This is a genomic window from Chitinophagales bacterium, assembly GCA_013816805.1.
Taxonomy (GTDB): domain Bacteria; phylum Bacteroidota; class Bacteroidia; order Chitinophagales; family UBA10324; genus MGR-bin340.
Map to the genome: position 1 here is coordinate 94,192 of JACDDS010000010.1, position 22,510 is coordinate 116,701.

The following is a 22,510-nucleotide window of genomic DNA, read 5'->3' on the forward strand; positions in this document are numbered from 1 at the left end:
AAAATAAAAAATCCTTTTTTGGAATTTCGTTCGATGGCTTCATCGTATACCGCCAGAGAATTGCAGACCGTAACCATTTTTTAATATCAATTACTTGTTTAATAGCAGTTCGTCAATCCATCGGCCATATATTAGTTTTGCAGACATTTAGATGTAATAGTAATGAAGGAAATTGATTTTTTCGAAGTTGAAAAAAGGGTGAAAGAAATCTGGAAGGCACAGGATGTATTCCGGGTAAACTCCGATCCTTCCAGACCAAAATATTATGTGCTGGATATGTTTCCATATCCTTCAGGAGCAGGGCTTCATGTGGGTCATCCTCTCGGGTATATTGCGTCTGATATTATTTCCCGGTATAAGCGATTGAAGGGGTTTAATGTATTGCATCCAATGGGATACGATTCTTTTGGACTTCCTGCGGAGCAGTATGCCATTCAAACCGGCCAACATCCTGCAATTACTACCGAAACAAATATTAAAACATTTCGTGAACAGCTCGATAAACTAGGACTTTCTTATGATTGGAGTCGCGAAATACGAACCAGTGATCCTGAATTTTATAAATGGACCCAATGGATTTTTATACAACTCTTTCATTCGTGGTATAATAATAAAACAGACCGGGCAGAGGGCATTGACGTTCTTATCAATGAATTTGAAAATTCGGGAAATAAAAATGTTCATGCGGCTTGCAATGAAGTAAATATTTTTTCAGCAGATGATTGGAAAGGATTTTCTGAAAAAGTAAAATCTGTTATCCTGCTGAACTATCGTCTTGCCTACATAGCAGACTCCTGGGTAAACTGGTGTCCGGCTTTGGGAACTGTTCTTGCCAACGATGAAGTAAAGGATGGCGGAAGCGAACGAGGTGGTTATCCTGTGATAAGAAAAATAATGAAGCAGTGGAGCCTTCGCATCACTGCTTATGCTGAACGGCTATTATCGGCCTTGGAAAAACTAGATTGGAGTGATTCTATAAAGGAAACCCAAAAAAATTGGATTGGAAAAAGCGCAGGCTGCACCATCGCGTTTCAGGTTGAAGATTCAAAGGTTCATGGCGGAACTTCAAATCTTAAAATTGAAGTGTTTACCACAAGACCCGATACTATTTTTGGAGTATCGTATCTCGCCCTGGCTCCGGAACATGAGCTTATTGAAAAGATTACTACTCCGGAATATAAAAATGCAGTTGATGAGTATGTGAACTATGCAAAAAACCGCAGCGAGCGAGACCGCATGGCGGATGTAAAAAAAATAACGGGTCAATTCACCGGCGCATATGCAGTACATCCTTTCACGAAAAGAAACATTCCTGTCTGGATTGCAGAGTATGTCCTTGCCGGCTACGGCACGGGCGCATTGATGGCCGTTCCTGCCCACGACCAGCGGGACTGGAACTTCGCAAAACATTTTGAAAAGGATTTAATGGAGCAGTTGAGGCACAGCCCTATAATAGAAGTTATTTCAGGAGGAAATGTCAATAAGGAGGCATATGAAGAATTCTATTCAGCCGGACACTTAGTAAATTCTGAAATGTTTAATGGCAATTCCCCCGTAGTTGCAAAAGTTCAAGTGATAAACTTCATTGTGGATGAGGGAATAGGTAAACGCAAAATAAATTACAAAATGCGCGATGCCATTTTCGGAAGGCAACGCTATTGGGGAGAACCTATTCCTATTTACTATGACGAAGAGGGAATTCCCTATACTGTTGATGAAGATGATTTACCAGTCATTTTGCCTGAGGTAGATAAATATCTTCCCACTGAAACCGGCGAACCACCATTGGCAAGGGCAAAGGATTGGACCTACTCACCGCCGTCTCACCTTTCCTTAGATGAGGAAGATAGCAGGCATGCGCGCACGCAAGTCCTCTCCCTGGGAGAGGACTTGCGTGAGGTAAAAAACATAGAAAGAACTAGCGATGAAAATGAAGTAAGGAAGCCTGGCTACATGACTGCCGATGAGCAAACATGGTTTAGGCATAAAAATAATGCTAATGAATTAAGAAGAGAGGCTACCCCCGCAGAGATGATTTTATGGGGAGCACTTCGAAATAAAAAATTAGGAGTTCGATTCAGACGACAGCATGTGATTGAAAATTTTATTGTTGATTTTGTAAGCCTGGAAAAAAAATTGGTTATAGAGCTGGATGGTGAAGTTCATAAGCAGCAACAAGATCATGACGATTACCGCACACAAAGATTAATGGAATACGGGTACCATGTATTGCGTTTTTGGAATGCTGAAGTTATTGATAATACAAGAAAGGTGATTGAAAGGATTGAACAGGCGCTTCGGGACCCTCACCCAGAAATGGGGATTGAAAGAACAAAACAGGCATCTCAAGAATCTCCTCCCCAACCCTTCTCCAAAGGAGAAGGGAATATTCCTACCCACAAGGAAGATTTGGAGGGTGCCTACCCTCTTGAAACCACCACCATGCCCGGCTGGGCAGGCAGCAGCTGGTATTATTTGCGCTACGAAGATCCCGGCTACCCTGATCGGTTCGCATCCAAAGAAGCTGTTGATTACTGGCAGAACATTGATCTCTATTTAGGTGGTGATGAGCATGCAACCGGTCATCTGTTTTATTTCCGCTTCTGGACAAAATTTTTATTCGATAGAGGATGGATTCCTTTTGATGAGCCTGCAAAGAAATTGGTTAATCAGGGTAAGATACAGGGGGTATCTAAATTTATATATGAAATAAAACCAATAGGTACATTAAACACAGTGTCCGTAGTAGTAGAGAAATCCAATGAGATTTATATATCCTCAAGTCTTTACGAAAAATATCGAACACAAAAAATAGATCCCAAAACTTTACTTTCTATCATTAACTCGCAATTTCCAGGCTATGTTGATATTGAAGATGTACTGGAAGATCAACATTTTTTGATAACACCTAAACGTGTAAATGTAAAATATGTGAATGGAAATGAATTGAATACTGAAGCTATTAAAAAGGAAACTTTTGAATTTGGTAATTCCGCATTTATAAAAGATGATGGAAAATATCTTTGTGGCAATGCAGTTGAGAAAATGTCTAAAAGGTATGGCAACGTCGTCAATCCCGATGATGTCTTAAAAGATTATGGTGCCGATTGCTTTCGGATGTATGAAATGTTTCTTGGTCCTTTGGAGCAAAATAAACCCTGGGATACGAAAGGCATTGACGGAGTTTCCCGCTTCCTAAAAAAATTCTGGAAATTATTTTGTGACAGCAACGGCAACTGGACGGTTAATCATGACAAGGCAACTAATGAGGAATTAAAAATTCTTCATCGTACCATAAAAAAAACAGGTGAAGATATTGATCGTTTATCCTTCAACACTTCAGTAAGTTCATTTATGATTTGTGTGAATGAATTGACGGAACGCAATTGCCATAAACAGGAAATACTGGAACCATTGCTGATTATTCTTTCTCCTTTCGCTCCTTTTTTAACAGAATACCTGTGGGAAAAAATGGATTATAAAGAGTCTATTATCCAAGCTTCTTTTCCTCAATACGATGAATTATTGTTGGTTGAGAAAACTTTTGAATATCCGGTAGCCATAAACGGAAAAACCCGGATCAGGTTAATCCTTTCACTCGATTTATCCTCGGCAGAAGTGGAAAAAGAAGTGCTTCAGATAAGTGACCTTAAGAAATACTTTGATGGTAAATCACCAAAAAAAATAATTTATATAAAAGGAAAAATGATCAATGTGGTGGTCTGAACTGTGAGGCGACGATAAACCCATATTGAGGCTTTAGTTGATAGGGATTCTTCAAACATCAGAACTATTGCTCCACTTTATAAAATCTATAGAATAGACTTTATCATTATCCAATCATTATCCACCTGATCGCCCAAAGTGAATTTATGAGTTCCGGCCTTCATAAATCCATGCCGTTTATAGAAGCCAATTGCTGTATTATTTTCCCATACTCCCAGCCAGATCAGATCAAATCTTTTTTCTTCCGCAAACAGGAAAATCTGGTCCATAATTTTAGCTCCGATTGATTGTCCCGTAAGCTGCGGAGATACATATAACCTTGAGATCTCAAGCGGATTTTGATATTTAATAACAATGCCAGGTTCCGGCGTCTCAATGTCAGGATCTGCCTGCAGCAGTTTTGCATAACCTAATAACCGGTCATCTTTCTCTGCTACAAAATAGGTGATCAGGGAATCTGAAAGCTCCTCGTGCAATTTTTCAATTGTGAAATTCTCTTTTAAATAAATATTCATATTTGCAGATGAGGTAGTTGTAACCCACTTTTCGTAAAAAGAAGTCCTTCCTAACTCGCATAGTTTCTCTGCATCATTATAGGTTCCTTTCCGGATTACTGCATCCATAACCATATCATTGTAGGTTTACTGGTCATAATTTTGAACTTTATCCCAGACAGAGTCTGTTCTTATACTGTACAAAAATATAAATGATTTAAGTGTATGGCTGAAAGAATAAGGATTATCGAATGCCCCCGGGATGCTATGCAGGGTATTAAACACTATATTCCAACCGAAGAAAAAATTGTCTATCTCAATCTATTGCTTGATGCCGGATTTGATACTATTGACTTTGGAAGTTTTGTTTCTCCCAAAGCAATACCACAGCTTTCAGACACAGCACTGGTATTATCTAAATTAAACTGGACTGCTGAAAAATCACGCCTGCTTGCAATAATAGCCAATACGCGCGGTGCTAAGGAAGCTGCAATGTTTGATGAAATTTCCTATCTGGGGTTTCCTTTTTCTGTCTCAGAAACATTTCAGCAACGTAATGCAAATGCTTCTATTAAGGATTCTTTGAAGAGAGTGGAAGAAATTCAGAACCTCTGCGTGAAGCATAAAAAAGAACTGGTACTCTATATATCGATGGCATTCGGAAATCCATACGGAGACGCATGGAGCCCGGATACGGTGATGTACTGGACAGAAAAAATGGTTCAAATGGGAATAAAAATAATTTCTCTTGCTGATACTGTTGGGGTTGCTACAGCAGCAATTATTTCTTCACTTTTTAAAGATCTTATTCCCCGATTTTCGGATATTGAATTTGGGGCGCACTTTCATACTACACCTGAAACATGGAGAGAAAAAATGGAAGCTGCCTACACAAATGGATGCAAAAGATTTGATGGTGCTCTCCGGGGATTTGGCGGTTGCCCTATGGCGATGGATAAATTGACCGGTAATATGCCTACTGAAAATATTATTGATTTTTTTACTGAAAAAAATATAGAAACAGGTATTCGTGAAGATTATTTTTTAAGAGCTTTAAAAAAAGCGAATGAGGTATTTCACTAGTTTTATAGAATGAATAATTTTAATTAGTTCCACCTGCCTTATTCTCACGCTTACCGAAAATCAGGCTTCCTATACGCACCATGGTACTGCCTTCATCTACAGCAATTTCATAGTCACCGCTCATACCCATTGACAGTATATCAGGATTAAAATTTGATCCTTTATATTGAGCTGACAGCCTGTAAAAATTATTTAGCTCCCGGAATTCTTTTCTAACCTGGTCAGCATCATCAGTAAATGTTGCAATTCCCATAAATCCCCGGATAAAAATATGTTTCATGTTCCTTAAATCACCATCCATCAGTATTTCTTTTGCCTCTCCATAGTTAAAACCAAACTTCGTTTCTTCATGCGCAATGTGAATTTGCAGCAACACATCAACTACACGATTAATTTTTTTTGCCTCTTTATTAATTTCGCGCAGCAGCTTAAAGCTATCTACCGATTGAATAAGCTTTACAATCCGGATCACGGATTTTACCTTATTGGTTTGAAGGTGACCTATCAGGTGCCATTCAATATCATCTGGAAGTAACGGATGCTTTTCTATTATTTCCTGAACTCTATTTTCACCGAAAATATGCTGCCCTGCATTATATATCTCTAAAATTGCCGATGCAGGCTGAGTTTTACTTACAGCAACCAGCTTAACTTTACGCTCATTCAGGTAATTAATTAAATAAGAATAATTGGTCATCAGCTCCGGTAATTTAAAACAAGATACTTTTGGATTTTGTAAAAACTTATTTCAATTTATATTCTGAATGATAAGAATAATTGGACTTTATGTGTGCTTAATATCCTTCCTTCTTTCCTGTGGTGAGGAAACTGAACAAGTGCCACCCGATTTATTACCCAAAAATAAAATGACAGCAATACTTACGGATGTGCACATTGCTGAAAGCGCTCTAAATACTAACGGACTCACAAGAGAACAAATTGACCGTGCAATGGCGATACGATACCAGCAAATTATGAAAAAGGACAGTGTTACCTATTCACAATTTTCAAACACCTATGATTATTACCTGCACCATCCCGCAGATATGGATGATGTATATCAGGAAGTAGTAAATCGCCTTACTGCCCTTGAGAGTCGAACAAAAGTAAAGGATAGAAAATCTTTAAATATCGATTCACTACGGTTACTTAGAAAGAAAGTACCTATTTTAGAAAAGTAAAAACCTCCCGCTACTTTATTCAAATAATTACTTTCGTAAAATAATTCAAATGATAGATAAAACTGTTTCGGGGGCTGATGAGGCGATTCAAGATATTTTCGAGGGCGCTGTGCTGATGTTGGGAGGGTTTGGTTTATGTGGCATTCCTGAAAACTCTATTTCTGCGTTGGTTAAAAAAGGAATTAAAAATCTTACCTGCATTTCGAATAATGCGGGAGTGGATGATTTTGGCCTGGGGTTGTTACTCAAAACCCGGCAGATAAAAAAGATGATTTCATCCTATGTTGGTGAGAATGCTGAATTTGAGCGTCAATTGCTCGCCGGGGAATTAGACGTTGAATTAATTCCTCAGGGAACCTTAGCTACCCGCTTACAAATGGCAGCAATGGGAATCCCTGCATTTTTTACACCTGCAGGCTACGGAACAGAAATAGCAGAAGGAAAAGAAATACGGGAATTCGATGGTAAGATGTATTTGATGGAACATGCACTGCATGCTTCTTTTGCAATGGTGAAAGCTTGGAAAGGCGATACTTCAGGTAATCTGGTATTCAGAAAAACTACAAGAAACTTTTCGACATCGATGGCTAAAGCTGGAGATGTCACCATTGCAGAAGTGGAACACCTGGTACAACCCGGAGAGCTGGATCCTGACCATATCCACGTTGCGGGAATTTATGTTCACCGCATTTTTAAGGGTGCGAATTATGAAAAAAGAATTGAACGCCGAACGGTGGCAATAAAATAATTATTTAATTAGCATGGCACTGGATAAATTTAGTATTGCAAAGCGAATTGCTCAGGAGCTAAAAGATGGTTATTATGTAAATCTGGGTATTGGAATTCCAACATTGGTTTCCAACTACATACCAAGAGGAATACGGATTGTGCTGCAATCGGAAAATGGGATTTTAGGTATGGGACCCTATCCGGATGAATCTGAGGTAGATCCGGATTTAATCAATGCCGGAAAAGAAACTGTTACCGTAATACCTGGTGCATGTTTCTTTGATTCAGCGGAAAGCTTTGGCATGATTAGGGCAGGAAAAGTAGATCTAACGGTATTAGGAGCTATGGAAGTTTCAGATGAAGGCGATATTGCCAATTGGAAAATACCTGGTAAAATGGTGAAGGGAATGGGCGGTGCAATGGACCTGGTAGCTGCAGCCAAAAACATCATTGTTGCTATGATGCATACCAATCCGAAGGGAGAATCAAAACTATTACCCAGGTGTACATTGCCATTAACCGGTGTTAAATGTGTAAAAAGAATTGTTTCTGACCTTGCGGTTATTGATATTACCCCTGAAGGTTTTAAGCTACTGGAACGCGCACCAGGTGTTTCTGTTGAGGAAATAAAAATTAAAACAGCCGGCCGATTAATTATTGAAGGAGAAATTCCGGAAATGATGATCAGCTAGAACTACAGTTATTATGTGTAGAGCATAAACTTCTTTATAATTTTAGTTTCCGTAGCTACAATAAACCGAACCCTTTATTCCTTTAGCCCGTTTACAATAAATCTTAAGCACACTTAAAAAAATTCCCAATGGAAACACTTAGCGAAGTTGCTGTAAAATCTGAGGTTGACTTTTTGCCAATCAATGGAACAGATTATGTAGAATTTTATGTAGGAAATGCAAAACAGGCAGCACATTATTATCAAACTGCTTTTGGGTTTACGCCTGTTGCATTTGCCGGACTAGAAACCGGTCTCCGGGATCGCGCATCGTATGTGATGCAACAAGACAAGGTTCGCTTTGTGCTTACAGCGTCACTGGTCGACGATTCGCCTATTGCCGAGCACGTAAAAAAACACGGTGATGGTGTGAAGGTAATTGCTCTTTGGGTAGATGATGCACGAAAGGCATATGAAGAAACAGTAAAACGGGGAGCGAAATCATACTTGAAGCCGGTATTAGATAAAGATGATTTTGGTGAAGTGATTAAATCTGGAATTTATACTTATGGTGAGACAGTGCATATTTTTATTGAAAGAAAAAATTACCATGGAGCTTTTTTGCCGGGTTATAAACAATACTCATCACCTGCTCAAACAAATGATGTCGGGATCAAGTATGTAGATCACATGGTTGGTAATGTAGGTTGGAATGAAATGAACCAGTGGGTTAAATTTTACGAAGATGTAATGGGATTCAAAAATATTCTGTCATTCGATGATAAAGACATAAGCACAGAATACTCTGCTCTGATGAGTAAGGTTATGAGCAGTGGCAATGGAAGAATTAAATTTCCGATCAATGAACCTGCTGAGGGGAAAAAGAAATCTCAGATTGAAGAATACCTTGAATTTTATGGAAGCCAGGGAGTTCAGCATGTGGCTTTAGCGACCGATAATATTATTGAGACTGTAACAACACTTCAAAACAGGGGCGTTGAATTTTTGAAAGTACCTTCCTCTTACTACGAAAGTATTCTCGATCGTGTTGGAACTATTGATGAAGAATTAGCATCGCTCAAAACATTGGGAATTCTTATAGATCGTGATGATGAAGGTTATTTACTTCAGATTTTTACAAAGCCTGTCGAAGACCGCCCTACATTGTTCTTCGAAATTATTCAAAGGAAGGGAGCCAGGTCATTTGGTAAAGGAAATTTCAAAGCTTTATTTGAAGCTATTGAGCGGGAGCAAGAACTCAGGGGAACTCTGTAATTGTTTCTAATAATTATAAAAGAAGCGAAACTTTCCATCGCTTCTTTTTTTTGTAAATAATTTCATCGCGGATAATTAACTCAAAAAGTACTTTTCATAAAATTGAATTTGGAATTTAAAAATTCCAATAGCTGATGTCATTCATCATAAAACAATGGGTTGGCGATTTACAATTCAGCTTCTGAAATTTTTTTTTGAAATCAAAATTTTAATGATTGTTCGCATCGTTTAGAAAATTTTTTCCCTTATTCACATTATTGTGTTTATAAAAATGTAAAAGAAAATTTTTGTTAAGAATTAATTCAGACGTATTTTGATGAAAATTTTAAACTATGGCTACAAAAAAGAAAGCAGCAAAAAAGGCTGCAAAGAAAGCGGCTCCTAAAAAAGGTGCTGCAAAAAAAAGTGGTGGCAGTAGCGGTGGTGCTAATAAAAAAATGAAATAATTAGCACACGCTATTTTAATAAGGGGCGCTAAAAATTTAGCGCCCCTTATTTTTTTGTAAAGAATCCAACCTTGATTGATATTACCGATCAGCGTTTAATTAAAATATTCCTGGCTGCAATTAATCTAAGCCCGGTGAACGTTGAAAATTTTCAGCAATAAATAATTAAACGATCAATTGTTTGCTGTAACTATATAGCAATACAAAACAAACTTAACCCATGAAAAATGTGAAAGCCCAAAGTGTTTTTACATTAAATTTGCCATCCTTAGAATTAATTTCGGGGTGTAGCGCAGTTGGCTAGCGTGCCACGTTCGGGACGTGGAGGTCGGAGGTTCGAGTCCTCTCACCCCGACATAATTACATCTTAAACCTGTTTTATCCTGCTTCCGGTGTAATACACTTGCAAATTAACATTTGCCTCCTTAGCTCAGTTGGTAGAGCAACTGATTCGTAATCAGTAGGTCGAGGGTTCAAGTCCCTTGGGAGGCTCTGGTGTAATATGATATCTTAATAATATAGCTGCCATTCCTTGTTTGTTTATTTTATGGAGAAGAATTTAGTTTTCTAAATGTATCTTCCATTCTTAATAAAAGTATAGTAACAATAGTAAGTCGGAAATTCCTATAACATTTTACAGTATATGGAAAATAGTCTGCTGGCAAACTTGCGCAAGGATTATCAATCAAAACTTCTGGATGAAAAAAGTATTAATGTAAATCCCCTTCAGCAATTTGAAACCTGGTTCGATGAGGCCATTGAATCTAAGCTTCCTGAACCAAATGCCATGACGATTGCAACCTGTGGTATTGATTTTAAACCTTCAGCACGCATCGTTTTATTAAAGGGAATTGAAAACGGTTCGTTTTTATTTTATACTAATTATCAAAGCCGGAAAGGAAAAGAACTACTATGGAATCCCTACGCAGCGTTGCTTTTTTTCTGGAATGAATTACATCGTCAGGTCAGAATTGAAGGACGGGTTGAAAAAACTTCATCTGAAATCTCAGATGCTTATTTTGAGAGCAGACCTTTCGGTAGTCAATTAAGTGCACTTGTTTCGCCGCAAAGTGAAATAATTCAGGACAGAGATTGGCTCGAAGAAAAGCTGGATATAGCAAGAAAGCAGTTTGATCCAAATCCCCTCAAGCGACCACGGCAATGGGGAGGTTACCGGCTAATTCCTAATTCATTCGAATTTTGGCAGGGACGCCCTAACAGGTTGCATGACCGTATTCTGTTTACCCAAATTGCTAATGGGTGGAAGATGGAAAGGTTAGGTCCATAAACGCCGTAATCGCAATTCAAAAAAAACTAGTATTTATTTAGGTTCTTTTTTTCGTACCGTTCTTTTTACCGGTTCTGCCTTTGGTGGCTCGGACTCAGTAACGGTTGCAGGTTTTACTAAAGGTGTAGTTTCAGTTTTCCTTTTACGACTATTGCCATATGACCCTTTAAATATTTTTCCTTTCTTACTTTTTTTATCTCCTTTACCCATAAGAAACTTTTTAGTAATTAATATGACTCACAAAGGTGCTTTATAAATGATACATTCCTCAATCGATATGTTAAATTTTATGTTTGACTATTATTTAACCTTTGAGGCAAACTCTTTACCTGCCTTAAACCTGACAACCTTTTTTGCAGCAATATTAATGGTAGTTCCCGTTTGCGGATTTCGGCCTTTACGGGCAGAACGACGGGAAACACTAAAAGTACCAAAACCAACAAGGGTGATCTTACCTCCTTTTTTTAACGTCATCATTGTAGTGCTGATAAAAGAATCTAATGCGCTACCTGCTTGAGCTTTGGAAATTTTTGAATCGCCGGATATTTTTGCAATCAGTTGCCCTTTATTCATTATTGGAGTTTTATTAGTGAAACAATCGTTGTCTTAAGCAGTTCAAAAATATGTGCTTTCATGCATATTCCAAATGTTTAGTAAGTTATTTTAGTTAAAGATAAACAGCTATAGGATTAAAAGATGTCATTCCCTCTATTTGTGAGAAAATATTGAGACTTATTCCTTAATAGAATAGTTGCACATTGTGTTATTTACTTTGCAATTTAGCTGGTATCAGGAGATTTTACTCCACTGTTTTTCTTTTTTAGATTGTGATACCAGGAATCTTTTAATCATAATATGATCAGGCCGTTCTAACTCGGAATCGATTTCCAAAATCTTTTCTGCTTCCATCCTGGCGCTTTGAAGAATTTTTTGATCTTTTGTCAGGTCTGCAATTTGGAAAGTATCAATACCGGATTGCTGAGTTCCCTGAATGTTACCCGGCCCCCTCAATCGCAGATCTTCATCCGCTATTACAAAACCATCAGTTGTTTTGGTCATGATTTGCATGCGTGCGCGAGCTTCACTACTAAGCCTTTCTCCTGTAAGCAAAATACAATACGATTGATTAGCCCCTCTCCCTACCCTTCCACGTAATTGATGCAACTGCGAGAGGCCAAACCTTTCAGCACTTTCAATCACTATTACATTGGCATTTGGGATATCTACACCTACCTCAATCACGGTAGTCGCAACCATAATATTCGTTTCATTCCGGATGAACCTATCCATTTCAAAATTACGGGCGTCGGCCTTCATCTTTCCATGAACAATGCTTATTGCAAACTCCGGAAGTGGAAAGGCCCGGGAAATACTTTCGTATCCATCCATTAAAAACTTATAGTCCTGTTTTTCAGATTCTTCAATCAGCGGGTATACTACATATATTTGTCTGCCCGATTTAATTTGCTCCTTCATAAAACCAAAAACTCTTAACCTGGCAGCATCGCTGCGATGGACCGTTTTAATATTCTTTCGACCCGGAGGCAATTCATCAATAACAGAGAGATCGAGATCTCCATATAATGTCATTGCAAGAGTTCGTGGTATCGGTGTTGCAGTCATCACTAGTACATGTGGTGGGCGTTTATTCTTCGACCAAAGAAGGGCACGCTGCTCTACACCAAAACGGTGTTGCTCATCAATTACTGCCAGTCCCAGGTTGCTGAATATCACCTGGGCTTCAATTAAAGCATGAGTGCCAATGATCAATTGAATCTCACCGGATTTCAGTTTTTCCAGGGTATTCTTTCTGGAACTGCCTTTTACGCCGGAAGTTAGTAAGTCAATATTTATTGAAAGCCCGGCTGCAAGATCAGTCAGATTTCTGAAATGCTGCTGCACTAAAATTTCTGTAGGCACCATCAGGCAGGCCTGAAATCCGTTATTAATCGCCATTAATACTGTTAGGAATGAAACAATTGTTTTACCGCTTCCAACATCTCCCTGCAAGAGTCTATTCATTTGTTTGCCTGATAGCAGATCGGTTCGGATTTCTTTAATAACCCGCTTTTGAGCATTCGTGAGCTCAAAAGGTAATTTCTCTTTGTAAAAAATATTGAAAAGCGGATCCAGCCTGGGAAACAGAAACCCAGCAGAATCATTTTTTCTTCCAAGTTTTAATTGGAGAATGTGCAACTGGGAAAAAAAAAGTTCTTCAAATTTAAACCGAAAACGAGACTGCTCTGCATCGATTTCACTATGTGGCTGGTGAATTTGTTTGAATGCAGTAAAACGATCCGGTAGTTTAAAATGATCTAAAATTTCGCCATTGAGATTTTCCTCAATATCTGCCCGGTTCAACATTAGGAGCAGATCTCTTACTATTTTTTCAATTCCAATACTATGTAATCCCCGCGACTTTAATTTTTCCGTAGAAGAATATACAGGCTGCAATCTTCCTTCTATCGCCGGTGAATTTGTTTGATAGGCTGAAATTTCAGGATGAACGATTGAATATTTTCCTTTAAATAAACCCGGTTTACCAAACACTACATATTTTTTTCCAACCTCTATATTTTTTTCAATCCACCGTATTTCCTTAAACCAAACCAGTTCTATTTCCCCTGTTTCATCCACGAGATAGGCAATAAACCTCTTCCCTTTCTTTTCGCCGAGCATATTAATTTCTGCAATTTTTCCTACAATCTGGGCAAAGGCGGTAGCCGGGGTTAGCTGGTTTATTTTGTAAAATTTTGTTCTGTCTACATAACGAAATGGAAAGTGTTGCAATAAATCTCCAAAGGTGTAAATACTCAGTTCCTTTTTTAATAAATCAGCACGTTGAGGGCCTATACCTTTAAGGTATTCAATAGGAGTTAAAAGAATTTTGTTAATCTGAGCCATTTTAAAAATAGTCGAAAATAAAATTGAGTAAAAGGTTAATAAATTAGTTTACTAAAATTATATTGATACATTTTCAGTCATTGAGAAACTTCAATTTGTTTAAAACTGATAACCATGTTTACTAGCTTATTGGCACGAAAAGAGAAAATAAAACGATTTGGCAACGGTTACCAATTACTACAGAAGGTAATACAACCATTACAAAGAGAAGTATTGTTTTTCCGGGCACGACGCAATGTCTGGAACATTAATGAAATAGTAATTCATATTGCTGATCTGGAGGCAGGTGCTTATGTGAATTTCAGAAGAGCTATTGCAGAACCTACAGAAACAATTTTCGCTTTTGATAAAGATTTGTGGGTGGAATCTCTCGGATACTATAGTCAGCCACTAGAAGCATCACTAAAACTTTTTCGCCTATTAAGAGCCAGCAATTATCTATTGCTTAAAAACATACCTTCTGATGCCTGGTTAAATACAGTAAATTATCAAAGACACGGACAAATTTCTCTGGAAGATTTGATGGACCTGTATGATCAACAATTAAGTAAAGCTTTTGAAGAAATAGAAGATATTCACTCAGCCTGGAAAAAGCAACAGGTAAATATTTAAAATATTCCAGAGTTTGAGGCCTTGTTAATACCATGCAATTTAATTGTTCGTTCGTAACTATTAAGGAATCTGTGTTCTTATTATTGTACAATTGTAAATTAGTAATCACAATAGGATTGTACCTTGCGCCCCTTCTATTAAAATTATCCATAAAATAATCCTATAAATGAAGAAAATACTTACAGTTGCTCTTTTTATAGTAACTACCCAATCGTTTGCTCAGACAGTGGGAAGCGTTCGGTTTGGATTACAATTTAGCCCACAGTTGAGCTGGATGGGTAATTCAGGTAACGTTACAAGAAGTGGAAGCAGGTTTGGACTGGCTTACGGCCTGTTAACTGAATTTTATATTCCAAAGAATTATGCTCTAGCTACTGGTTTAGGTGTTTCATATGAGGGCGGAGAACTGACTTACAATGATGCTTCTACTATGTTCAATTCCTTTGCAAACAGATCTTTTTCTTCCGGTACTTCAGTTGTCTATCGTCTTGAATACATAGAAATCCCTGTATCAATAAAGCTTAAAACAAATCAGATTGGTTATGTTACCTATTATGGGCAATTTGGTCTGATGGGAAGCATAAATATTAAATCGCGGGCAGACATTACTTCACAGACGGGCACTATTACTGAAATAATGAACAAGGTAGATTTTGGAAAAGATGTTACACCAGCAAACCTCGCATTATTAATCGGCGGTGGAATTGAATATGAATTATCCGGAAATACTGCTGTCAATGCCGGTTTGCAATTCACAAACGGCTTTATTGACATTACTGATAATCCAAAAAATTTCGTTTCAAAAAATATAATGAACCATCTTCGGCTTCAACTCGGAATTTTCTTTTAATAAGAGATTCCTGACTATGTTAATATACCATCTAAGCTTAAAACAATTTAAAATTACCCTAAGTAAGAATTTCCGATAAGTATAAAGGGATAATAATTGCGAATTGATAGAATACTATATTTAACTCCAATAATCCCGGTAAATGAAGATTGCGCTTGCACAGCAGAACTACCTGATAGGAGATTTTGAAGGTAATCGGACAAAAATTATTGCTGGAATCCGGGAAGCCAAAACGATGGGCGCTGATTTGGTATTATTCTCTGAACTGTGCGTATGCGGCTATCCACCCAGAGATTTTCTGGAATTTTCAGATTTTATAAATCAATGCAAAGAATCGGTCAGCCTCATTGCTCAGGAGGCCCAGGGAATTGGTGTTTTGGTCGGTGCTCCATCTGTCAATTCTAGTCCGGAAGGAAAAGATTTATACAATTCAGCGCATTTTCTGTATGATGGCAAGGTGCAGTACATCATCAATAAATCGCTATTACCAAACTATGATGTATTTGATGAATACCGTTATTTTGAACCAAATCAAAGTTTTGGAGTGTATGATTTCATGGGAAGAAGAATAGGGTTAACGGTATGTGAAGATATCTGGAATGAAGGCATCAATCCATTATACATTACTACACCGGTTGAAAAACTTAAAGAGTTCGGTCCTGATTATTTACTCAATATTTCCGCATCTCCATTTGATCACAATAAGGCTGTTAACAGAATTGAATTACTAAGTGGTTTAGCAAAAGAATATCACCTTCCTATTTTTTATTGCAACTGTGTAGGGGCACAAACTGAATTAATTTTCGACGGAGGCTCCCTCGTAATTGCTCCTGACGGGAAAGTATTCGATGAAATGAATTATTTCTCCGAACAGGTAAAAGTGTATGACCTGGATGAAGTAATTACGAATAAAAAAAAATCGTTTGAGCAGCCAAAAAAAAGAATTAACCTAATGCAAGATGCATTACTTACCGGCATCAGGGACTATTTCTCTAAGATGAATTTCCAGAAAGCCATTCTGGGATTGAGCGGAGGTATTGATTCAGCAGTTGTGGCGTGTCTGGCAACAGATGCATTGGGTAAAAAGAATGTGAAGGCCTTGCTGATGCCATCAGAATATTCTTCAACAAGCTCCATTACTGACGCCAGGCAATTGGCAGAAACTTTGGGAATCGATTACAGCATAATTACCATAAAAGAAGTTTATGAATCGTGCTTAGGTGTACTTAACCCATTGTTCCAAAATCAGCCTTTTGATGTTACTGAAGAAAATATCCAGGCCCGCATACGAGCTATTTTTTTAATGGCCATGTGTAACAAGCATCATTATATTTTGCTCAATACTTCTAATAAAAGTGAAATGGCAGTTGGATATGGAACTTTGTATGGTGATATGTGTGGTGGTATTTCTGTTCTCGGTGATGTTTATAAAACGGAAGTAATAGAACTCGCCCATTATATTAATGAGAAGGAAGAGATCATTCCTGTAAACACTATAACCAAACCTCCTTCTGCAGAACTGCGGCCAGATCAAAGAGATTCAGACTCACTTCCCGAATATGAAGTACTCGATAAAATTCTGTTCCAATATATAGAACACCGGAAAGGCCCTTTAGAGTTAATTAAGATGGGTTTTGAAAAGCCGCTTATTGATCGTATCCTGAAGCTTGTAAACACCAATGAGCACAAACGCTACCAGGCAGCCCCTGTACTGCGGGTCTCCCAAAAAGCTTTCGGCTCTGGGAGGCGGTTGCCGATTGTTGCAAAATATCTTGCCTGATCCAAATGGATTTGTTAATTTTAAGAGGCATCAACTTATGGAAACTTTTATACTTAAAACGTCTGCTTTTCATATGACAGAGGAGGAGTTCTTTGATTTCTGCCAGCAAAATGACACGCTGCATATTGAGCGGAATGAAAATGGCGAAATTATAGTTAGTGAGCCGTCCGGAAATTATACCAGTATGTTAAACATTAAGCTGGTAACAAAACTCGAAAATTGGAATGAGCAATACCAGCTGGGATATGCATTCAATACCGACGCAGGTTTTACGCTTCCAAATCACGCAGTTCTATCACCGGATGCTGCCTGGATTCGGAAAGAACGGTTTGATAGCCTTTCTGAAGCAGATAAAGAACGGTTTGCACATATTTGTCCCGACTTTGTGATTGAATTAAAATCCCCATCGGACTCACTTAAAGATTTAAAACTAAAAATGCTGGAGTGGATACAAAATGGTTGCCGTTTCGCATTACTTATTAATCCACAGGAACAGAGGGTATTGATTTACAGGGAAAATGGAACAACAGAGGACCGGTCTTTCAGGGAAAAAATTTCAGGTGAAGAGATCCTTCCCGGTTTTGAGTTGGATTTAAATTTTATTAAAATATAGACCTTAATCAAGTCTTCGAATATATTAATCCAGAAAGGAATTGGCCCTTAATATTTGAAAGTCAAAATTTAATTCAATAAAATTTCTTCCCCCTCCTTATCATAGAAATGATATTCCATAATGCCCATGTTATCAGTAGAATCAACATTCACCCAGCGCTTCAGCGTTAACCACCAGTTCATTCTCATGGAAGGAAATCCTTTGGTTATATATGCTTCTATATAAGGATGCACGAAAAGTGTAATCTTTTTCTGATTATTTTTAGTTACAATGTGCTTTAGATTTTTTACAATTTCATCCATAATAAGAATGGAAGGTCCAATCTTTCCTGTGCCATTACAGGAAGGACATGCTTCATCTGTTTCGATATTAACCTGAGGTTTAACTCTTTGGCGTGTTATCTGTATAATTCCAAATTTATTCAGGGGCAAAACAGTATGCCGGGCTTTGTCAAGCTTCATAGCATCTGTTATTTTTTTATTTAACAGACGTTTATTTTCCAGACTTTTAACATCAATAAAGTCAATAACAATAATTCCTCCTATATCTCGCAGCCGGAGTTGCCGGGCAATTTCTTCTGCCGCCTCCAGGTTTACGGTCATTGCATTGGCTTCCTGCGTTTCGTCATTAGACATCTTATGACCACTATTCACATCAATAACATGTAGTGCTTCGGTATGTTCAATTATGAGATAAGCACCGCTGGCGAGATTTACTGTTTTACCGAAGGCAAATTTTATTTGCTTCGTAATGTCAAACTGATCGAATAATGGCGTACGGCCAGTATAAAGCTGGACTATATCTTCTTTTTCAGGCGCAATCCTTTCAATGTAATTCCTGATCTCCTGAAAAATGTCTTTTGAATTTACTACAATACGATTAAAGGACGGATTAAGCATATCCCTTAGAAGCGTTGAAGTTTTACTCATTTCGCTGGAAACTTTTTTGGGCGCTTCAGATGCCCTCAGGTTAGCTTTCAGCTGCTTCCATTTCTCCATCAAATGTGACATATCTTCATGAAGATCCTGCACTGACTTGCCTTCAGCGAGTGTTCGCAGAATCACTCCAAAATTTTTTGGCCGGATACTTTCCAGTAAACGCAGCAGTCTCCGCCTTTCATCACTTGAAGTGATTTTTTTAGAAATGCTGATGGTATTTGTAAAAGGAATTAAAACCAGGTATCTGCCTGGCAGCGAAATATCGCAGGATAGACGATGGCCTTTAGTTGAAATGGGTTCTTTTGTGATTTGAACCATTAAAGGCTGCCGTTTGGAAATATTATTCGCAATTTTTCCCGTTTTTTGAGTCTCGGGCTCGAGCTTAAAATCGGCAAGATCATCTCCTATGGTTCCATCAAAAGCAAGCTTGGAGAATTTCTGAAGGGACCGTATTTGCGGTCCGAGATCGGAATAATGCAGGAATCCATTTTTGGGCTGTCCAATATCAATAAAAGCAGCATTTAAGCCCGGCAATATTTTAACCACTTTGGCTAGAATAATATCGCCAATGGCCATGCTCTGATTGAGCTTCTCCTGGTGAAGCTCAACTAATGTTTTATCCTCGAGCAAAGCAATTTCCACTCCGTTTGATCCGGAGTCAATTATAAGTTCCCTATCCACAGTACATTATTTTCAAAATCCCTCTCGGGAATGCACCACGTTGCAGGAAAAGTGGAAAGCCAATGGAAGAGAGCAGAACCAGGAAATATCAGACTAATTCATAAACTGAGGTTCTTGCCGAAAATCTTTTTCGTAACACAATGTTGCCTGGTGGATGAAATTTGTATGAAAAATCATTCTAAGGATATTCTTCCAGAAGAAGAAGCCAATTTATTATAGGCAACTGACGGAAACCGGTGTTATCTCTATTTCTTCTTATGGCGATTCTTACGCAACCGCTTTTTACGCTTGTGCGTCGCCATTTTATGTCTTTTCCGCTTTTTACCTGAAGGCATGGAGTTATGAGTTTTTTATTTGTTTTATATAATTATCTATTTGCGCATCAAAATCAGCACTGTTAACCAATGACTTACAAGATTCAAACGCTTTAATTGCTTCGCTTTTTCTTCCCAATGCGCGATACGCTTCGGCTAAATGAAAATATGCTTCGGAATTTTTAGGATCTACTGATACCAGCTTCTCCAATCGGGTCACCGCTTTATCATACTGTCCGGAAAGAACCGCTAATCTACCTAAAATTAAATTCATGTATTTATTGTCCGGTTCTTTGTTCTCTACATCCTTCAACAATAACACACCCTGCATAACCTGCCCCAAGCCATCAACATAGCAGATTGCTTCTTTCACCGGATAATCCATATTATCTGAATCCAGTATGGCTAATTGATGATAACATTTTGCAGCTTCCTGTGCTCCATAAATTTTAGCAAGGCTATCTGAAGTGGTAGGAAAGCCCATGAATAAGCGGTTCGCTGCTTCCTCCCATGTTTTTTTTTCATTATTAATTTCAGCTGCATCTTCAAAATATTTACCCCCTACAATAATATTTCCTGTCCTGGTCCAGGCATTGCCAATTGATTGCAACAGTAATGCTTTTTCACTGTTTCCTCTTACTTTTAGCAAAGAAAGTTGCAATGCTTCTATAGAATCTTTTTGAATATCTGTTAAGGTGGCTTTCGCTTTAACAACCAGCTTCTCAAAATCAACTGTTACAGCGTGAGAGGCTGTACCTTGCATGGTACCCGATAATGACGGAGCATCCGCCGTTTTTTCCTGTGGTGGCTTGGTATTGCCATATAGATAAAGAGCAATAACTAACACGGCACCAATTATTATTAAAGAGATTTGCTGAAGTCGCAAGGAAGAATTATTTTTTAACCTGAACACTGCTTTTTACTTTATCCATAAATGTTTTGGCAGGCTTAAATGCCGGAATAAAATGTTCAGGAATTATAATGGCTTCATTCTTTTTTATATTTCGACCAATCTTTTGTTTACGTTTCTTTACAATAAAACTTCCAAAACCCCTTACATATACGTTCTCCCCTTGTTTCAACGAATCTTTTATTTCCTTAAAAAATGATTCCAGGGCCACTAATACATCCACTTTAGCAATTCCGGTCTTATCAGAAATCTTATTTATCAAATCCACTTTTCTCATAGTTCCACTTAATTTATAACTAATTAATTATTAAATTATTCCATTATGAATGTCGCAAATTTCGAAAAAATTATTTAACCCAAAAGAAACTCGTTTTTTAAAAGAATTTAACCATGTTTTATGTGCCTTTTCTTTGTTGGGTAAAATCTAAGAAGAATAATTAATTCAGTATACCTCAATGAATGAAATCTTAAAAAAGCAAATCGACTTTCCAAAGAAATTACTTAGGTGGCATTCTGAAAATAATCGCCAAATGCCATGGAAGGAAACAACGGACCCTTACAAAATATGGTTGTCTGAGATTATCCTGCAGCAAACCAGGGTGGAACAAGGACTTCCGTATTATCTGGAAATTGTTAAGAAATTTCCCAATGTAAAGGACCTTGCTTTGGCACCGGAGGATGAAGTAATGAAAGTGTGGCAAGGGCTGGGCTATTATACACGTGCAAGAAATATGCACGCGGCAGCGAAACAAATCATGCAAGAATATGATGGAATTTTTCCTGAAACTTATAAAACAATTTTAAGCTTAAAGGGGGTTGGGCCCTATTCTGCTGCTGCTATTTCCTCTTTCTCATTTAACCTGGCTTATGCCGTATTGGATGGAAATGTTTTTCGTGTATTGTCACGCATCTTTGGAATTGCGCTTCCGGTTGATTCATCTGAAGGAAAGAAAGTATTCGCAGAAACTGCTCATGAACTTCTGGATAAAAAAAATCCTGCTGCATACAACCAGGCTATAATGAATTTTGGGGCATTAATTTGCAGGCCTCTTAACCCCGATTGCCTGAACTGTGTTTTTAAAAGAGATTGTTATGCTTTTAACAATGGTACTATCCCTCTTTTTCCTTTTAAACAGAAAAAAGTTAAGGTAAAGAACCGTTGGTTTAATTATGTAGTTATTTCAAACGGAGAAGAAGTTTTTATTGAGAGAAGAAACCAAAATGATATATGGCAGGGCTTATATCAATTTCCATTAATTGAAACAAATACTTACAAGAATATAACACAATTTAAAAAGATATTAAAATCACAGAGTTTCTTAGGCGGAAAGGATTTTACCCTTAGAACGGTATCGGATATTGTAAAGCATAAATTAACCCATCAAAGAATAAGCGTACAATTTTTAAAAGCCGAAACAGACTTTGTGAAAGGTAACTCTTGGTGGCTCTCAGTTAAAAAAAATGATTTACAACGCTACGCTTTCCCAAAAGTAATAGCGAATTACATTGAAAATTCACTATATTAGATTTACTTTTCACTCCTAAAAACTATTACCATGAGAGGAATTAACAAAGTTATTCTGGTCGGCAACCTGGGTAAAGATCCCGAGGTAAACCATCTTGAAAGCGGGGTTATGGTTGCTAAATTTCCATTGGCCACTTCAGAAAGCTATATGGATAAAACAGGAAATCGAGTGGATCAAACAGAATGGCACAATGTTGTGTGCTGGAGAAAGCTTGGAGAGATAGCTGAAAAATATTTAAAAAAAGGAAGTAAAATTTATGTTGAAGGAAAAATCAGAACGAGGAACTACACCGATAAAGAAAATCAGAAAAAATATTTTACTGAAATTATAGCAGATAATTTTGTAATGCTCGATAGCAAACCGGACGGAAGCAACAGTGGAAATATGTCACCTGCTACTGAGGGAAGTGACTCCATATCTGATGAAATGGCAGATGATCTTCCGTTCTAAAAATTAATTTAAAAAATCTTCATTGGATTTATTTTGTAGT

General features: G+C 37.7%; 21 protein-coding genes and 2 tRNA genes. 15 read left to right on the forward strand and 8 right to left on the reverse strand.

The window, feature by feature from the left end; translation table 11 throughout:
- Nucleotides 1–162 precede the first annotated feature (162 nt).
- Nucleotides 163–3,726 (forward strand): leucine--tRNA ligase, encoded by a 3,564-nt coding sequence (locus H0W62_09980; protein MBA3648859.1) that lies wholly within the window; start codon nt 163–165, stop codon nt 3,724–3,726.
- 86 nt (nt 3,727–3,812) lie between these two features.
- Here the strand turns inward: H0W62_09980 and H0W62_09985 are convergent, their stop codons facing one another.
- The gene (locus H0W62_09985) at nt 3,813–4,349 is read right to left on the reverse strand and encodes a GNAT family N-acetyltransferase (protein MBA3648860.1); all 537 of its coding nucleotides are present in this window, start codon (nt 4,347–4,349) and stop codon (nt 3,813–3,815) included.
- Nucleotides 4,350–4,445: 96 nt separating this feature from the next.
- Here H0W62_09985 and H0W62_09990 point away from each other — a divergent pair, with 96 nt between their 5' ends.
- Nucleotides 4,446–5,303, forward strand: coding sequence for a hydroxymethylglutaryl-CoA lyase (locus H0W62_09990; protein MBA3648861.1), 858 nt, complete (start codon nt 4,446–4,448; stop codon nt 5,301–5,303).
- A 19-nt stretch (nt 5,304–5,322) separates the two neighbouring features.
- Here H0W62_09990 and H0W62_09995 read toward each other — a convergent pair whose 3' ends face one another.
- On the reverse strand, nt 5,323–6,000 hold the full coding sequence (locus H0W62_09995) for a YggS family pyridoxal phosphate-dependent enzyme (protein ID MBA3648862.1): 678 nt from the start codon (nt 5,998–6,000) through the stop codon (nt 5,323–5,325).
- 67 nt (nt 6,001–6,067) lie between these two features.
- On the opposite strand from H0W62_09995, the gene H0W62_10000 reads away from it, so the two are divergent.
- The 7 genes from H0W62_10000 to pdxH all read left to right on the forward strand — a co-directional run bounded on the left by H0W62_10000 (nt 6,068) and on the right by pdxH (nt 10,892).
- A complete protein-coding gene (locus H0W62_10000; protein ID MBA3648863.1) occupies nt 6,068–6,484 on the forward strand; it encodes a DUF4296 domain-containing protein in 417 nt (138 codons plus the stop codon).
- A gap of 49 nt (nt 6,485–6,533) precedes the next feature.
- A complete protein-coding gene (locus H0W62_10005) occupies nt 6,534–7,232 on the forward strand; it encodes a CoA transferase subunit A (protein MBA3648864.1) in 699 nt (232 codons plus the stop codon).
- Between the two features lie 13 nt (nt 7,233–7,245).
- Nucleotides 7,246–7,905 carry a CoA transferase subunit B gene (locus H0W62_10010; protein ID MBA3648865.1) on the forward strand — a complete coding sequence of 220 codons (660 nt, stop codon included), beginning with the start codon at nt 7,246–7,248 and terminating at the stop codon, nt 7,903–7,905.
- 128 nt (nt 7,906–8,033) lie between these two features.
- Entirely contained in the window at nt 8,034–9,158 is a 1,125-nt protein-coding gene (gene hppD, locus H0W62_10015) for a 4-hydroxyphenylpyruvate dioxygenase (GenBank protein MBA3648866.1), read from the forward strand.
- A 727-nt stretch (nt 9,159–9,885) separates the two neighbouring features.
- Nucleotides 9,886–9,959: transfer RNA gene (locus H0W62_10020), tRNA-Pro, on the forward strand.
- A gap of 64 nt (nt 9,960–10,023) precedes the next feature.
- A tRNA-Thr gene (locus H0W62_10025) sits at nt 10,024–10,096 on the forward strand.
- Between the two features lie 151 nt (nt 10,097–10,247).
- Nucleotides 10,248–10,892 (forward strand): pyridoxamine 5'-phosphate oxidase, encoded by a 645-nt coding sequence (pdxH, locus tag H0W62_10030; protein ID MBA3648867.1) that lies wholly within the window; start codon nt 10,248–10,250, stop codon nt 10,890–10,892.
- A 33-nt stretch (nt 10,893–10,925) separates the two neighbouring features.
- Here the strand turns inward: pdxH and H0W62_10035 are convergent, their stop codons facing one another.
- The 3 genes from H0W62_10035 to recG all read right to left on the reverse strand — a co-directional run bounded on the left by H0W62_10035 (nt 10,926) and on the right by recG (nt 13,796).
- Complete coding sequence (locus H0W62_10035) at nt 10,926–11,102, reverse strand: 30S ribosomal protein THX (GenBank protein ID MBA3648868.1); 177 nt, start codon at nt 11,100–11,102, stop codon at nt 10,926–10,928.
- Between the two features lie 90 nt (nt 11,103–11,192).
- Nucleotides 11,193–11,465: an HU family DNA-binding protein gene (locus tag H0W62_10040; protein MBA3648869.1), complete on the reverse strand. Its 273-nt coding sequence runs from the start codon at nt 11,463–11,465 to the stop codon at nt 11,193–11,195.
- A gap of 216 nt (nt 11,466–11,681) precedes the next feature.
- Nucleotides 11,682–13,796 carry an ATP-dependent DNA helicase RecG gene (gene recG / locus H0W62_10045; protein MBA3648870.1) on the reverse strand — a complete coding sequence of 705 codons (2,115 nt, stop codon included), beginning with the start codon at nt 13,794–13,796 and terminating at the stop codon, nt 11,682–11,684.
- Between the two features lie 114 nt (nt 13,797–13,910).
- Here recG and H0W62_10050 point away from each other — a divergent pair, with 114 nt between their 5' ends.
- The 4 genes from H0W62_10050 to H0W62_10065 all read left to right on the forward strand — a co-directional run bounded on the left by H0W62_10050 (nt 13,911) and on the right by H0W62_10065 (nt 17,651).
- Nucleotides 13,911–14,408, forward strand: a complete 498-nt coding sequence (locus tag H0W62_10050; GenBank protein MBA3648871.1) for a hypothetical protein — start codon at nt 13,911–13,913, stop codon at nt 14,406–14,408.
- Between the two features lie 166 nt (nt 14,409–14,574).
- Nucleotides 14,575–15,258, forward strand: coding sequence for a PorT family protein (locus H0W62_10055; protein MBA3648872.1), 684 nt, complete (start codon nt 14,575–14,577; stop codon nt 15,256–15,258).
- Between the two features lie 142 nt (nt 15,259–15,400).
- Entirely contained in the window at nt 15,401–17,038 is a 1,638-nt protein-coding gene (locus H0W62_10060; protein ID MBA3648873.1) for an NAD+ synthase, read from the forward strand.
- A 37-nt stretch (nt 17,039–17,075) separates the two neighbouring features.
- Nucleotides 17,076–17,651: a Uma2 family endonuclease gene (locus tag H0W62_10065; protein ID MBA3648874.1), complete on the forward strand. Its 576-nt coding sequence runs from the start codon at nt 17,076–17,078 to the stop codon at nt 17,649–17,651.
- A gap of 68 nt (nt 17,652–17,719) precedes the next feature.
- Here H0W62_10065 and H0W62_10070 read toward each other — a convergent pair whose 3' ends face one another.
- The 3 genes from H0W62_10070 to H0W62_10080 form a co-directional block, all read right to left on the reverse strand.
- A complete protein-coding gene (locus tag H0W62_10070; protein MBA3648875.1) occupies nt 17,720–19,270 on the reverse strand; it encodes an Rne/Rng family ribonuclease in 1,551 nt (516 codons plus the stop codon).
- Nucleotides 19,271–19,609: 339 nt separating this feature from the next.
- The gene (locus H0W62_10075) at nt 19,610–20,470 is read right to left on the reverse strand and encodes a tetratricopeptide repeat protein (GenBank protein MBA3648876.1); all 861 of its coding nucleotides are present in this window, start codon (nt 20,468–20,470) and stop codon (nt 19,610–19,612) included.
- A gap of 7 nt (nt 20,471–20,477) precedes the next feature.
- Nucleotides 20,478–20,771, reverse strand: coding sequence for an integration host factor subunit beta (locus H0W62_10080; protein MBA3648877.1), 294 nt, complete (start codon nt 20,769–20,771; stop codon nt 20,478–20,480).
- Between the two features lie 178 nt (nt 20,772–20,949).
- On the opposite strand from H0W62_10080, the gene mutY reads away from it, so the two are divergent.
- Complete coding sequence (mutY, locus tag H0W62_10085; protein MBA3648878.1) at nt 20,950–22,020, forward strand: A/G-specific adenine glycosylase; 1,071 nt, start codon at nt 20,950–20,952, stop codon at nt 22,018–22,020.
- 30 nt (nt 22,021–22,050) lie between these two features.
- Nucleotides 22,051–22,470 carry a single-stranded DNA-binding protein gene (locus tag H0W62_10090; GenBank protein MBA3648879.1) on the forward strand — a complete coding sequence of 140 codons (420 nt, stop codon included), beginning with the start codon at nt 22,051–22,053 and terminating at the stop codon, nt 22,468–22,470.
- The last annotated feature ends 40 nt before the right edge of the window (nt 22,471–22,510 follow it).

Bases quoted from the DNA above. Each gene is read 5' to 3' on its own strand.
- H0W62_09980 (MBA3648859.1), top strand. From the start codon at position 163: ATGAAGGAAATTGATTTTTTCGAAGTTGAAAAAAGGGTGAAAGAAATC.
- H0W62_09985 (MBA3648860.1), bottom strand. From the start codon at position 4,349: ATGGATGCAGTAATCCGGAAAGGAACCTATAATGATGCAGAGAAACTA.
- H0W62_09990 (MBA3648861.1), top strand. From the start codon at position 4,446: ATGGCTGAAAGAATAAGGATTATCGAATGCCCCCGGGATGCTATGCAG.
- H0W62_09995 (MBA3648862.1), bottom strand. From the start codon at position 6,000: ATGACCAATTATTCTTATTTAATTAATTACCTGAATGAGCGTAAAGTT.
- H0W62_10000 (MBA3648863.1), top strand. From the start codon at position 6,068: ATGATAAGAATAATTGGACTTTATGTGTGCTTAATATCCTTCCTTCTT.
- H0W62_10005 (MBA3648864.1), top strand. From the start codon at position 6,534: ATGATAGATAAAACTGTTTCGGGGGCTGATGAGGCGATTCAAGATATT.
- H0W62_10010 (MBA3648865.1), top strand. From the start codon at position 7,246: ATGGCACTGGATAAATTTAGTATTGCAAAGCGAATTGCTCAGGAGCTA.
- hppD (MBA3648866.1), top strand. From the start codon at position 8,034: ATGGAAACACTTAGCGAAGTTGCTGTAAAATCTGAGGTTGACTTTTTG.
- pdxH (MBA3648867.1), top strand. From the start codon at position 10,248: ATGGAAAATAGTCTGCTGGCAAACTTGCGCAAGGATTATCAATCAAAA.
- H0W62_10035 (MBA3648868.1), bottom strand. From the start codon at position 11,102: ATGGGTAAAGGAGATAAAAAAAGTAAGAAAGGAAAAATATTTAAAGGG.
- H0W62_10040 (MBA3648869.1), bottom strand. From the start codon at position 11,465: ATGAATAAAGGGCAACTGATTGCAAAAATATCCGGCGATTCAAAAATT.
- recG (MBA3648870.1), bottom strand. From the start codon at position 13,796: ATGGCTCAGATTAACAAAATTCTTTTAACTCCTATTGAATACCTTAAA.
- H0W62_10050 (MBA3648871.1), top strand. From the start codon at position 13,911: ATGTTTACTAGCTTATTGGCACGAAAAGAGAAAATAAAACGATTTGGC.
- H0W62_10055 (MBA3648872.1), top strand. From the start codon at position 14,575: ATGAAGAAAATACTTACAGTTGCTCTTTTTATAGTAACTACCCAATCG.
- H0W62_10060 (MBA3648873.1), top strand. From the start codon at position 15,401: ATGAAGATTGCGCTTGCACAGCAGAACTACCTGATAGGAGATTTTGAA.
- H0W62_10065 (MBA3648874.1), top strand. From the start codon at position 17,076: ATGGAAACTTTTATACTTAAAACGTCTGCTTTTCATATGACAGAGGAG.
- H0W62_10080 (MBA3648877.1), bottom strand. From the start codon at position 20,771: ATGAGAAAAGTGGATTTGATAAATAAGATTTCTGATAAGACCGGAATT.
- mutY (MBA3648878.1), top strand. From the start codon at position 20,950: ATGAATGAAATCTTAAAAAAGCAAATCGACTTTCCAAAGAAATTACTT.
- H0W62_10090 (MBA3648879.1), top strand. From the start codon at position 22,051: ATGAGAGGAATTAACAAAGTTATTCTGGTCGGCAACCTGGGTAAAGAT.